Genomic DNA, 12,895 nt, shown 5'->3' on the forward strand with positions numbered 1-12,895 from the left:
TGATAGTTCCATTATAATATCAATGAAAAGACAAAATCTATTCAAATTGGTCGGGCCCATTTTACATATTTCTCAGAAGGCTGTCACCGGATACTTTACATATTCCTCAACATTCCTGTCACCAGATGTACCGTATGCTCAATCGCCTTCATTTCAAATTCACTGTAAGCCATCTCCGCACTGCCGTCGGCCTTATCGGAAATCGCCCGGATGATCACAAAAGGCACCCGATTCAGCCAAGCAGTCTGAGCAATCGCCGCGCCCTCCATCTCTGCGCAATAACCGTCGAACATCCGGATCAGACGCTGTTTTACCGCCCGGTCAGAAATAAACTGATCGCCACTGACAACACGGCCTCTGAAAACCTGAATATCCGGGTTCACTTCCCGGCAGACCTTCTCCGCCAAGTCGAGGAGAGCCTCATCCGCTTTAAATACCGAAGTCTCCATTCGTGGAATCTCTCCCGGTTCATGGCCGCAGCCGCTCACATCCACATCATGCTGAAGCGCATCCGAAGAAAGCACGATATCCCCGATATTGATCGCATTTCTCAGACTTCCGGCCACACCGGTATTAATGATCGCCTCTGCCCGGAAAACATCGCAGAGAATCTGAGTACAGACAGCCGCATTGACCTTTCCGATCCCGCTCCGCACAACAATAATTCTCTGATCTTCAAAAATCCCCCGGCAAAATTCCATTCCGGCGATACTCCGCACCTCCTGAACTTCCATCAATTCTTTTAAAGCAGCTACCTCTTCCTCCATAGCTCCGATAATTCCTGTCGTTCTCATATACTTTCGTCTCCCGATTTTATTTTTGATTAATTTTTTTATTATGATAACACAATATAATGCCAACGAGAAGTTTTATATCTTTTTCTTTTCCGGGAACTTGAAAATTTTACTGGCCTATACATATTGCTTCTGCTATAATAGGATGGAAATTAATTTAAGAACAGGAGTGATTTACATGCGACATTTAAATAAACATACATGTTCCAGGGCTGTTGATTTTGAAGTAGAGAACGGTATTGTCACAAGCTGCCAGTTCATCGGCGGATGCGACGGAAATACAAAGGGAGTTGCCGCCCTTGTTGTCGGCCGCCCGGTGGACGATGTGATTCAGCTTCTTTCAGGTATTGACTGCGGAGGCCGCGGCACATCATGCCCGGATCAGCTGGCAAAAGCGCTGCAGGAATATAAAAACTCCGCTTCTTCTCAGGAGGTCTGAAAAATGAAAAAAATTGTCCTTACCGGCGGCGGTACAGCCGGACACGTCACGCCGAACATTGCTCTGATGCCCGCTTTGAAAAAGGACGGCTATCAGATTTCTTACATCGGCTCCTATGATGGCATTGAACGCCGGCTGATTGAAGAACTCAATGTCCCTTATTACGGAATTTCCTCCGGGAAACTCCGCCGATATTTTGATTTAAAAAATTTCACGGATCCCTTTAAAGTCGTCAAAGGATATTTTGAAGCACGAAAATATTTAAAAAAGCTGAAACCGGATGTTGTTTTTTCGAAGGGCGGTTTTGTAAGCGTACCTGTTGTTCTGGCAGCCAAAAGCTGTAAGATTCCGGCAATCATCCATGAATCGGATATGACGCCCGGACTGGCAAACAAACTGGCCATTCCTTCGGCCTATAAAATCTGTCATAATTTTCCGGAAACCGCAGACAATCTGCCGGAGGGCAAGGCAGTGCTTTCCGGTTCCCCGATCCGTCAGGAACTTTTTAACGGAAACCGTCTCAAAGGACTGCAGCTCTGCGGATTCAACGATGAAAAACCGGTAATTCTTGTCATCGGCGGAAGTCTCGGAGCCGCGGCCATCAACGAGGCCGTGCGCAGGGCTCTTCCAATCCTTCTGCCTTCCTATCAGATCATTCATGTCTGCGGTAAAGGCAAGGTGGATACATCCATTCAGAATCAGCCGGGATATATTCAGTTTGACTATGTAAAAGAAGAATTAAGCGATCTGCTGGCAGCCGCTGACCTTGTTATCTCCCGGGCCGGATCCAATGCCATCTGTGAATTTCTGGCCTTAAATAAGCCAAACATTTTAATTCCGTTGCCTGCCAACGCCAGCCGCGGAGACCAGATTCTCAACGCTGCCTCCTTCGAAAAACAGGGCTTCAGCTTTCTTCTTCCCGAAGAAATGGTCAACAGCGAATCCCTGTCCAATGCAGTCAACGAAGTATTTGAAAATCGGGAGACTTATATTCAGGCCATGAAAGCGGCCCCTGCTTCCGGCGCCATCGACATTATTGTCAACCTGTGTGATGAAGCTGTCCGAAGCCGCAAAAAACACAAAAAATCCAAATAAAACCAACCATGCAAAATTTTCTGTCCTTTCCCCTGTGTTTTTCAACATGGGGAAAAGGACTCTTTTTTTATTCCGGACATCTTCCTCCAAAGCGCTCATTTTGTCCCGGATGCTTTTTCCGGCGGCCTAAGCGGTAAAATCACAATAAATTTTGTTCCGATCCCCGGTTTGGAATAGACCTGAATGGCGCCGCCATGAGCATTAATAATATTTTTCACAATCGTCAGCCCAAGGCCGGTTCCATCCGGCTTATAGGTGACAAAAGGCTCAAAAATCGTCGATAACCGGCAGGCATCCATGCCGCTGCCCGAATCACTGACAGTCACAACCAGCCGATTCCATCGGGATTTTACCTCCATCCAGATCTGATCTCCTTCCCGGGTGGCTTCCAAAGCATTCTTTATCAGATTTATAAAAACTTCCCGGATTTTTACCGAATCTCCCATAAGGAATTGTTCATCCGTTTCAAAACTTAATCGTATTTCTTTTGTCTGCAACCGGGCTGTGGATTGGAAAGCTGACACAATATTTGTCAGAAATTGTCGAATATCTATTTGGGAATAATGAAGGGTTTGACTTGAATTTAAAGAAGACAACTCAGAAAGTAACTGGGACATATAGTTGATATCTGAAAGAAGCTGAGGCCACAGAGGATCGTTAGTCACCTCCGGATAATGGCGTGCAATAAGCTGCAGTGTGCTGTGAATCAATGTCAGCGGATTTCTCAATTCATGAGAGATCGTCGACAGAGAAAGCACCTTTGATTCGTGCATAAAGGTCTTCCTTTCTGATTTTTTTTCCAATTTATCATAATTTATGCGCAGAATCAATCGAATTTGCCTGACATTTCCCGACACAATGCGGCAGAGCTGCTGAAATTTTCCGCCCCGCACAGCAGGACCGCTAAAATTTATTTTCAATTCGGAATAGACATTTTGCGAAAGGTGAACTATTATTAAAGTATCCCAAGTTTATATCGATGAGATTGGAGGATTAAAAACAATGGATAACGATTGTATTTTTTGTAAAATAGCCAATGGGGAAATTCCTTCCTCAACCATTTATGAAGATGACCTGTTTCGGGTGATTCTGGATTTATCTCCGGCCACCAAAGGTCATGCCCTCATCCTTCCGAAAAAACATATGGCAAATATTTTTGAAATGGATGAAGAAACCGCTGAAAAAGTTTTTGTTCTGGCTTCCCGGATTGCAAAAGCCATGAAAGAAGCGCTGAACTGCGATGGACTTAATATCGTTCAAAACAACGGTGAAATTGCCGGACAGACAGTGTTCCACTTCCATATGCATATCATTCCCCGCTATAATGACGACGGTCAGCAGATCAACTGGGTTCCAAAAACCTCGGAAGCTGCCGAAAGAGATATGATTGCTGAACAAATTAAAAATGTCTTAAATAAATAAGCAGGGGGAAAAGTCACCCATGAAAGTTAATCTTGAAGAAATCAGCAGCTTATGCGGCAGAACTTCCAAAAATCACGCCTTTATTCGCGGTATGTGGATTGAACCCGGCGCTATTTCAAAGATAAAAAATATAATGAATCAGGAAGGCTGGCAGGAGCCCGTCATCATATGTGACCAAAATACCTATTTTCTCGGAGATTCTCTTCTGGAAGCTATGGACAATTATGACCTGATCTGCCTGGACCCGGATGGGCTGGCCGCCGATGAGCGCAGCGTTTCTCTGGCCCAAAATAAAATTCCCGAGACCGCGGACTGCATGATCGCCCTCGGCAGCGTAACCATTCATGATATTACCCGATACCTCAGCTGGCAATATCACCTTCCTTTTATATCTGTGCCGACAGCCGCCAGCGGCGAAGGATATACCACCTGTATATCCGCTGTCGTCCGCAAAGGTGTGAAGGGAAATGTCCGTGCCTCCGCTCCAACCTATCTGTTTGCAGATACAGATATTTTTGCCGCGGCGCCGCAGCGGCTGACCGCAGCAGGATTCAGCGACCTTATGGGGAATTATATAGCTCTGGCCGATGCGCAGATATATGCCCTCCTCACAGGTTCTCCATTTAATCAGGCCCTGCACAGCGCCGAAATTACACTGATGCAGCAGGTAATCCGGCAAATCGAAACTCTGGCTGCAGGAGATGCTTCCGGCTGTGAGCAATTGCTGTACGCCCTGATTCTCCCTGATATGGAAATTGGGTTTTGCGATACGGCCCGGCCATTAATGGGGGCTGAACATCATCTGTCCCGATACCTTGATATTGCTGTGAAAAAGCCGAAGCAGGATGTGGTTCACGGAGAAAAAGTCGGCATCGGCACTCTGCTCTGCCTGAAGGCCTATGAATCCTTCCGAACTGCTCTGGAAGATAACCGGCTCATCCCTGCGAAACATTTTCCATCTGCGAAACGGGAAATCGAAAAGGGATTTCACGATGCAGAGGTCCGCGAGGCCGTCACTTCGCTCAACACGCCGGATCCGATGAAAGATATCACCGCCGAACAGGTACTTTCACACCGCGGAGAGATTCTTGAAATTCTTAAAAAACTTCCTTCCGCCGCGGATATTGAAGCCTGTTTTCATAAAATGGACTGTAAAGTTTATATTGAAGAACTCGGTATCTCCAGCGCCGTCATTCCGGAGGCCATGACCGCTTCTCCATATGTATCCCGGGATATTACCCTGCTTCGTTTAATGAAGCTGTTTGAAAAATTCTAACACCACTGGCAGATGAATTCCAAATCTGCCAGTTTTAATATATCCCCCGTATTTAACGTATAAGCCAGGCCCGGCATCAGGCTTTCATCATTCCGATAAGTACCATTGGCAGAGCTCATATCAACCACCTTTACTTCTTTTTTGTCTTCCTCCAGCCGGGCATGGACCCGGCTGATCTTCGGGCTGCCCAGACACGCATCCGCCTCGCCTTCCGCCCGTCCCAGCAAAAAAGGAAACTTTTCTATGCGAATTACAGGTGTCTCTGTATCTCCGATTGGAATCAGCACAAACATTTTTTTATTCTCTGTCTCCACATCCAAAGCTTCTGAAAGGCCGTCAAGCATCGGACAGGTATCTTCTCCATTTTTATTTTCTGTATAAAATCCGTCAAAAATATCCTCTTCTTTTTTACTTTTCCATGAGACGGCTTTTTTTATTTTCTCCGCCAGGCGATCCATCCATTTTTCCTTTACCGCCTTTGCCGAAAACTCTGTTTCCCTGGAGGCCCTTTCCTCCTGAATCACTGCAGCCGCCGGCTCCGGCACCGGACATTCCATGCTCAAAATATCCATAAGCGCCTCCACAGAACAGTTTTCTCCGTGGACCTTCTGATAAAACGTGTAAGCCCATAAAACCGCTTTCTCATTGGAATAATCCACATAATTCAGCCATTCCTCCGATAATTTTTCCATTTGACGCCAAAAATTTTCACCATATCCCGGAATATAAACATACTCCCAACTGCATCCGTCCCCAAAAATATAAGCCATTTCTATCACCAGATTTGAAGGGTCCAAAAGATATTCGTCGATCGTTCCCATCAACCGAAGGAACGATTTAATAAAACACTCTATATGTTCACAATTCATCCGGCCTCCGGCCAGTGTTTCCAAGTAGGAAAGCTGATGATTCAGCTGATAAATCAGGCCTTTTTCCTCATTTTCCTCGGCTTCATAAAAAGTGAGCAGGCCGGGAATGGAATTCTTATACAATAATATTTCCTCATACCTTTCCCCATAATGACCTTCCCGATTCACCCACAAATAGGTATTCTTTAAATCTTTACTTCGCTGATTTTCACGATTCATGGGCTTGTTCCTCCTGATCTTTCTCATTTTTCCGAGGCAGATCCCGGCTTCGGAAGATCAGAGCCGACGCTTTCACCGTACACGGTATCTCGTATTTTCCAAGCTGAAAATCTGTCTGAATTTCAATCAGCATTTCCCTTCCCGAAAGGCTTTGCGCGGCCCGAATACTTTGTAATTGTCCGCAAAAAAGCCTTCCCTGAAGCATCCGGCTGCCCATCTCCTCTATTTCGGAAAAGTCCGCTGTCCCATTCTGCTTCATGCGCTCATAGTCTATCTCCCTGATTTCCGGCTGCATATATCTTCCGGCCCATAAGCTCCCATATATGGATAATTCATCCGCCGTACTCTGCATAACCGCCCGATCATGCCCATAAAATCCCAGCAGTATCACCATTCCTGTCATCAGACATATCAAACTGATAATCACTGTCCCCTCCACAGTATAACTGCCACGTCCTTTCCATTTCATAATAACCACGCTCCCAAATAACCCAAAACCAGAAACGGCGTACCGGGAACCTTTGATTTTCTCCGAAGTTTTCCAGCCGCCATCATTCCCACTGAAAAAGCAAGGATAAGGCCGCCGGAAACAGCCAGCATACGCCAGCAAAAACACACGCCCTCCAGCAGTCCGACGCCGCCGATCAAAAAACTATCGCCGCCTCCGATACAGCCTCCAAACAATTTGCCGATCAAAAAGCTGAGAACTCCCGGCAGTCCTCCAAGAAGCCAGACGGCGCCGGATATATCCCCGGCAGCCGCCCGGGCCAGCACCCCCGCAGCGATCAGACACAGTCCCGGAAAAATCCGGATTTTCTGTGTTCTTATATCTTCATACACGGGATAAAGAATAAACATCAGACTGCATATATGTATTACAACCATTTCACTCTCCACCTCCGCTGCACCGGCTGCACGGTCCATAACCTCCGGCAGCCGCTTCTTCCACGGTCATCCTCCGAACGGTGCGCTTTAATCCGCTGCACCCCAGACGACAATGATAACATTCCCCCGATTCCGTGACATAATAAGTGCTGCCCGTGTCCACTGAATTTTGAGCGCACCGCTCACAGGGCGGATAATGCTTCGCCTCATCGGCTCCAACCATATAGATTTTTAAATGGATATGGCTGCACATCCGGTCCTCATGGTATACATTGCCATACTCGGTCACATATACATTGGTATGCGCCTCTCCTGACCCGCCAAAACTGTTTCCCGGATCATAACCTGTCCATGCCCGTACAATAACATAATTTTTTACAGGAATACCCGGAATGGGTATGATTCCTTCCAGCAGTTCAACCTTATATTTCACCTGCAAAATCAACCATTCATTCCCGTTTAATATATCTGAACCGGAAAAATCATAGCCGGATATTCTCTGAATCCCGCCTGTCTCCAATCCATCAAGGGATTGAAGTCTCAGCCATGCCCTCGCCGGGCCGCCGATCCGCACCATATCTTCATTCTCTCCGGCTTCCACGGCCAGTTCCAATGCGGTATCTGCCAATGACTGTTGTATACTCTCATAAACCTTCACCACGGAAGTCAATGAAATAAAAGCCGTCCAGACAAAAAATACCATTGGAAACACCAGGGCCGCCTCAACGGTCATACTGCCCGGAAGGGAGTGACGGCGGAATGTCCCCTGAACATGGTGTGTGTATGTGTTTTTTATATGGTTTTTATTGACATCCATTTTTTGTAAAGCAGGTATCGCCTTTTCGTTTATATGTTTATTTAAATGTGTCCAAAAAGACATTCCGCCCTCACCCCCTTCTAATAGGACAATGCCGTCTGCACCCGCTGCATGCCTCCCTGTCCAAAATCACAATCAAATACAACCTGTACGCCATAAATACAGTTGTCCATTCGGAACCCTGAATACTCCGGCAGTAACCGTATATTCTTTTCCATAAGATGCGTCATCCGCCGGTATTTTGTGTCCCGCTTCATAAGAAGCAAAAATATCTGCAGATATCCCTGATAATCGATGCCCTCCGTGCCGCTGTTCCCATCCAGCATTTGACTGTCCAAATGAAGCATCTGTTCCCAGGTTAAATACCATGTGGTATCATCCTTCATCAACGGAACCTTCCCGCCCTTCAGCAATGTCCGGCAGTCTGACAGAGATTCCGCAAAGGCCCAGGCGCATTTCAGCAGGAAAGCCACGACTTCCGTAAACTGAGGGATCAATAAGGCCGTAGACAGCAGCGCCGCCGTCTGCCCGGCCTGAAGTCCCTTTTCCCCGGACATAAGAATATGCGACAGGTTCATAACACAGCGAAAGGCCAAAAGTTTCCACAGCACAGTCTTTAAATTTTCACTGTCGCTCTCATTGCCTGCCAGAATATACTCCACCTCATAGTCAAGCACCCGGTCATGGCCGACCCGGCTTTCCGCCGCAGCCGCATGATCAAAGACTTCCATGATATACAGCTGGACCGCTCCGTCCGACACCGTTTCCCGAAGCCCTGCCTCCGGTTCCAGAATACCGTCCCATCCTTCAAATAAGTCTTGAATACTGGCATCATCCTTAAAATCAATAAACCTCTGAATTTTCTGCCCCGCCTCAGAGAAAGAAACATCCGTCATCGGACATTGCTTTTCAGATACGGCAAAATCTTCCGGACAGGCTGCGGCTAAAATCCCCTGATTCCATATCTCCGCCACAAAATCCCGGGGATCTGTCACGGGCTCCCGGCTGCTGTCCGGCTGTCCGGCATCCTCTGCCTGCTCATTGTTCCCTTCCTGTCCGGCCGCTCCATTCGCATCGGCCGACGCACTTTCTGCTTCAACCCTGGCCTCCGCCTCGGCCCGTTTTCGGCTTAAATCCCCGGCCGCCCTGTCATTTTTTTCTTTCCACTGCTCCATAATATAAGCGATTCCGTCAGAGACCGCGGCATCCATTCTGTTTAATTGAATTTCCCTAAGAAAAAAATCCCAGTCTCCGTCAATCAAAAGAGTAAATACCGGTTCTTCCATCTCTGTATCCGCACTATTTCCCGCGCCAAAACCGGCCTTCACATTCTTTTCAAATACATACCGAAGCTGCTCTTCAAGCATTTCCTCCTGAAATGTATCCTGTCCGAAACCGCCGTCCACCGCCAGTATCTGATAATAATCCCTCAATGGCCGACTATAACCGGCCAGGAAGCTTTCCGCGCTCAAACCGGCCGCCCTTTCCGCATCCGCCCGGCGTACATAAAATACTGCCGAGCGGTACTGGGCCATCAACAGGCTCACAACCAGGAAAAACACTAAAGCCATAAATACCGTGAGCTGTCCTTCAGCTTTGCGAAAAAGCATTTTATGATTTTTCATATTCCGGCGCTCTGACTGGTGATCCGGCTGAAAATGTCATTGACAAGGGCTGTCAGCTGAGATTTAAAAATCAGCACAAGCCCGATCAGCACGACCAGTATCAAAATCATCTCCACAACGCCGACTCCGGATTCATCCCGAAAAATGCCTTTTAAATATTCTTTTAATAATCCCATAAAAAATACCTCCCGTTATAAATTCATTGATAAAAATGCCGGAATCATCAGAACAGCAAATACAACTGTCATCAATAAGATCATCGGCAAAATCAGTCGCGTTCCCGCTTCCTCCGCGGATTTCCGGGCATTTTCCCGGCGAAGCACCTCCGCCTCGCCGACTTCCTGGGCAAGCAGACTGTTCATTCCTCTGGCGCCCCGTTTTACCTGCTGGATCAGCAGTGAAGATAAGCGGATATATCCCTGTGTCCCGCAGCGCTTTCCAAAGCTTTCATAGGCTTTTAACTCAGGAATCCCGTAATTCATCTCCCGCAGGGCCATCTCCATTTCCTCATATCCCCACCGGTTTTCTCCGGTGCGCTCCCGCCATTTCTGATAATCGGTAATAACCTTTTCCCATGCAGCCCGAACCGTCATCCCTGAACCGATCAAAAGCACAAGGCGATATACGATTTCCGGGTAATCCCGCCTCAATCCTTCCTCTCTGGCCTTCATCCTCTCAAATTTCCGTTCCTCCTGCTGGAAATAAAGCAGAACCAGACAAATATTCCCGAAAATAAAGATTTTTGACCAAATCGAATTTTGTCTGCCATACCAACGGATGGACACATCACCGATTTTCTCCGGAAGCGCCAGTTCCGAAGCTGTTTTCTGCTCAGTCTGAAGATGATCCAGCACTTCTGTCACCGCATCCCCAAAAGCTGTCTTTGCATCCTTTTCCGGCATTACGATCCGAATCGGATAATCCACAATATGTTCTGAATCTCCATAGCTCAGAACCGCTCGGACGGTCGTATCCAAAGGCGCTGTTTCTCTGGCCTCCGCTGTAAGCGTCCCATCGGTATGGATCCAGCGATAATTTTCTGTCTCCCAGTGAATATCCAATCCAAGACTTTCTATGCGCGTTGGAAAGACCAAATTATCCGTCACCGCCTCTGCGGATACATTTTCCCCCAGCCAGACATCATCCAGCCATTGAACACCCCGCTCAAACACAGCTTCCAGTTCCTCCTCCCGGTAGCTTCGCTCCGCCAGCTGAAAATTCACCGGAAAATTTCCCAGCTCCGTCCGCAATTCCATTTGAACTTCTTCATCTCCCCCGCCCGGCGGGTTCCTTTCAAGCACGCGGACAGGCTCCTGCACTTCCAGATACCCCTTCAGCCACACTGCCGCAGCCACGCCGCTGACGACGAGACATCCTGCCAGCAGCCACTTTTTTCGCTTATCCATTTTGCTTCACCTCACCACTTTAACTGTAAAATTTTTATTCCTAGACAAAACACGGCGATATAGAGGCCAAGACAGGCGGTCATCAATCCCGCGCCCACCGGATTTCCATAAAGCACCGCCATAAACTCCGGTGAAAACAGGCGCATATATAAAACAATAGCCGCCGGGATCATACTCATAAAAAGGAACTCCTTTCTTTTTGCCCCGATCAGTCCCTCGATTTCATAGGACGTTTCAATGCGCCGCTGGATTTTATCGACATTGTCCCGGACAAACAGGGCCAGATTGCCTCCCTGCTTTTTTCCCAGAATCAGAATCTGTACAAAGCTTTCCAAATCCTCATCTCCGCACCGCTCAGCCATTTCCTCCAATCCCTGAGTCATCGATATGTTCCGCTCCATTTTCCGATTTAATATCTCCAGTTCCTGAAGCATCCGCGCCTCCGGCCTGAGGCTCCGCCCCATATCCTCCCAGGCCCTCCTCAGACTCTGCTCCACGGTTGCTCCCGCGGAAAGCGAGCTGTAAATAGAAAGCATCACATCTTTAAACTCAAGCTGCATCTGTTTTTTCTCTTTATTCACTTTCAATTTATAAATTTTTTGAAAAAACAACAGATATCCCGGCCATCCGGCAACAGAAAAAAGAATTGTATCATAAAACAGCCATCCGGCCGCCGCACAGATTCCTACCCACAAAAGCGCAATCTGCAAATGCTCAAAAAATGTCAAACGATACCTTCCCTCATTTGTAAGCTTCACAGTCCATCCTCCAGACGGATAGCCGCCGCTTCCAGCTTTTTCCTGTGTACCAGCATATTGCCCGAACGGATGAGCCTTCCCGAAACCGAAATTTCACCGGAAGCATAACTTGTTTCCTCCCGAATCATATTGGCGCCGGTCTCCTCATAAGTCTCTTTAAAAACAAACAGGGGGTTCAGGCGGATCTCACCATTCTCACAGTCCACCACCTCCGTTATTTCCGTCACTCTCCGGCTCTTATCCCGAAGCCGCTCCAACTGGACAATAATATCGATGGCCGATGCGATCTGCTTCCGTATCGCCACCAGCGGAATATCCGTTCCCATAAGTACCATCGTTTCAAGGCGGCTTAACATTTCCTCCGGCGAACCGGAATGTCCCGTTGAAATGGAGCCGTCATGACCGCTGGACATCGCCTGAATCATATCCACACTTTCGGCCCCGCGGACCTCTCCCACGATTATTCGATCCGGCCTCATACGCATGGCACTCTTAATTAAATCCCGGATCGTCACCTGATGTTCGCCGTCGGCCGTGGCATTTCTTGCCTCAAGCTTGACCAGATTCGTAATATTATGTATCTGCAGTTCTGCCGAATCTTCAATGGTAATGACCCTCTCATCCGCTTGTACATACCCCATCAGCGCGTTGAGCAGGGTCGTCTTTCCCGTGCCGGTGCCGCCCGAAATGAATATATTATATTTTGCCCGTACAAGCTTTTCCAAAAAGGCTGCCGCCTCCTCCGTTAACGCCCCCTGCCGTATGAGATGCTCCATACTCATCGGCTGTTCGGGAAACTTCCGAATGGTAAGGATCGGTCCGTTTAAAGCCACCGGTTTCAGAACAACATTCACTCTTGAGCCATCCGCCAGGCGGGCATCCACAATGGGCGAAGCTTCATTTACCTGCCGGTTCGCCCCCGCCACGATCTGCTGAATAACGTCCTCCAGTTTTTCATTTGACTCAAAGGACTTATCCCACCGGCATATATGACCGTGCTTTTCATAAAATATATCCCCGGCGCCGTTCACCATAATCTCCGTGATCTCCTTGTCATCCACAAGTTCCTGCAGCAGATCCAGTCTGCGGACCGAATTAAACAGTTCCTGCTTCATCATCAGTTTTTTGTAACCGCTCAAATATACATTTTTACTTGCCGAAACGATCAGCGCGTCAATCTGGCCCATAATATCTTCATCGGACCATTCGCCGCCTGATTCCAGAGCTTCCAGCAATTCCTTCTGAAGCTGCTTTTTCAGCAGCTGATAATTTTCTTTATTTTCCATACCT

At 47.7% G+C, this 12,895-nt stretch carries 15 protein-coding genes; 4 read left to right on the forward strand and 11 right to left on the reverse strand.

The window, feature by feature from the left end; translation table 11 throughout:
- Window positions 1-95: 95 nt before the first annotated feature.
- A complete protein-coding gene (locus ACMN7X_RS11995) occupies window positions 96-794 on the reverse strand; it encodes a 5'-methylthioadenosine/adenosylhomocysteine nucleosidase (protein ID WP_418747699.1) in 699 nt (232 codons plus the stop codon).
- A 178-nt stretch (window positions 795-972) separates the two neighbouring features.
- On the opposite strand from ACMN7X_RS11995, the gene ACMN7X_RS12000 reads away from it, so the two are divergent.
- Entirely contained in the window at window positions 973-1,233 is a 261-nt protein-coding gene (locus ACMN7X_RS12000; RefSeq protein ID WP_418747700.1) for a TIGR03905 family TSCPD domain-containing protein, read from the forward strand.
- A 3-nt stretch (window positions 1,234-1,236) separates the two neighbouring features.
- Window positions 1,237-2,328 carry an undecaprenyldiphospho-muramoylpentapeptide beta-N-acetylglucosaminyltransferase gene (locus ACMN7X_RS12005; protein WP_418747701.1) on the forward strand — a complete coding sequence of 364 codons (1,092 nt, stop codon included), beginning with the start codon at window positions 1,237-1,239 and terminating at the stop codon, window positions 2,326-2,328.
- A gap of 95 nt (window positions 2,329-2,423) precedes the next feature.
- Here the strand turns inward: ACMN7X_RS12005 and ACMN7X_RS12010 are convergent, their stop codons facing one another.
- Window positions 2,424-3,101 carry an ATP-binding protein gene (locus tag ACMN7X_RS12010; protein ID WP_418747702.1) on the reverse strand — a complete coding sequence of 226 codons (678 nt, stop codon included), beginning with the start codon at window positions 3,099-3,101 and terminating at the stop codon, window positions 2,424-2,426.
- A 229-nt stretch (window positions 3,102-3,330) separates the two neighbouring features.
- Between ACMN7X_RS12010 and ACMN7X_RS12015 the strand changes: the two genes are divergently transcribed.
- The gene (locus ACMN7X_RS12015; RefSeq protein WP_418747703.1) at window positions 3,331-3,750 is read left to right on the forward strand and encodes an HIT family protein; all 420 of its coding nucleotides are present in this window, start codon (window positions 3,331-3,333) and stop codon (window positions 3,748-3,750) included.
- Between the two features lie 19 nt (window positions 3,751-3,769).
- Window positions 3,770-5,026, forward strand: coding sequence for an iron-containing alcohol dehydrogenase (locus ACMN7X_RS12020; protein WP_418747704.1), 1,257 nt, complete (start codon window positions 3,770-3,772; stop codon window positions 5,024-5,026).
- Here ACMN7X_RS12020 and ACMN7X_RS12025 read toward each other — a convergent pair.
- The 9 genes from ACMN7X_RS12025 to ACMN7X_RS12065 are packed head-to-tail and all read right to left on the reverse strand — an operon-like array spanning window position 5,023 to window position 12,891.
- Window positions 5,023-6,114 (reverse strand): DUF6382 domain-containing protein, encoded by a 1,092-nt coding sequence (locus tag ACMN7X_RS12025; RefSeq protein WP_418747705.1) that lies wholly within the window; start codon window positions 6,112-6,114, stop codon window positions 5,023-5,025. The two genes, ACMN7X_RS12020 and ACMN7X_RS12025, sit on opposite strands and share 4 nt — an antisense overlap.
- On the reverse strand, window positions 6,104-6,583 hold the full coding sequence (locus tag ACMN7X_RS12030; RefSeq protein ID WP_418747706.1) for a TadE/TadG family type IV pilus assembly protein: 480 nt from the start codon (window positions 6,581-6,583) through the stop codon (window positions 6,104-6,106). The genes ACMN7X_RS12025 and ACMN7X_RS12030 overlap by 11 nt, the downstream gene beginning before the upstream one ends.
- Window positions 6,580-6,999 (reverse strand): hypothetical protein, encoded by a 420-nt coding sequence (locus ACMN7X_RS12035; protein ID WP_418747707.1) that lies wholly within the window; start codon window positions 6,997-6,999, stop codon window positions 6,580-6,582. The genes ACMN7X_RS12030 and ACMN7X_RS12035 overlap by 4 nt, the downstream gene beginning before the upstream one ends.
- A gap of 1 nt (window position 7,000) precedes the next feature.
- Window positions 7,001-7,879, reverse strand: coding sequence for a TadE/TadG family type IV pilus assembly protein (locus ACMN7X_RS12040; protein ID WP_418747708.1), 879 nt, complete (start codon window positions 7,877-7,879; stop codon window positions 7,001-7,003).
- A 17-nt stretch (window positions 7,880-7,896) separates the two neighbouring features.
- Window positions 7,897-9,441, reverse strand: coding sequence for a DUF5702 domain-containing protein (locus tag ACMN7X_RS12045; protein WP_418747709.1), 1,545 nt, complete (start codon window positions 9,439-9,441; stop codon window positions 7,897-7,899).
- The gene (locus tag ACMN7X_RS12050) at window positions 9,438-9,617 is read right to left on the reverse strand and encodes a Flp1 family type IVb pilin (RefSeq protein WP_418747710.1); all 180 of its coding nucleotides are present in this window, start codon (window positions 9,615-9,617) and stop codon (window positions 9,438-9,440) included. Before ACMN7X_RS12050 ends, ACMN7X_RS12045 begins: the two co-directional genes overlap by 4 nt.
- Before the next feature lie 15 nt (window positions 9,618-9,632).
- On the reverse strand, window positions 9,633-10,847 hold the full coding sequence (locus ACMN7X_RS12055; RefSeq protein ID WP_418747711.1) for a hypothetical protein: 1,215 nt from the start codon (window positions 10,845-10,847) through the stop codon (window positions 9,633-9,635).
- Between the two features lie 11 nt (window positions 10,848-10,858).
- On the reverse strand, window positions 10,859-11,605 hold the full coding sequence (locus ACMN7X_RS12060) for a type II secretion system F family protein (protein WP_418747712.1): 747 nt from the start codon (window positions 11,603-11,605) through the stop codon (window positions 10,859-10,861).
- Window positions 11,602-12,891 (reverse strand): CpaF family protein, encoded by a 1,290-nt coding sequence (locus tag ACMN7X_RS12065; RefSeq protein WP_418747713.1) that lies wholly within the window; start codon window positions 12,889-12,891, stop codon window positions 11,602-11,604. Before ACMN7X_RS12065 ends, ACMN7X_RS12060 begins: the two co-directional genes overlap by 4 nt.
- Window positions 12,892-12,895 lie beyond the last annotated feature (4 nt).

The sequence above is a fragment of the Frisingicoccus sp. genome (genome assembly GCF_048388605.1).
GTDB lineage: Bacteria > Bacillota > Clostridia > Lachnospirales > Lachnospiraceae > Frisingicoccus.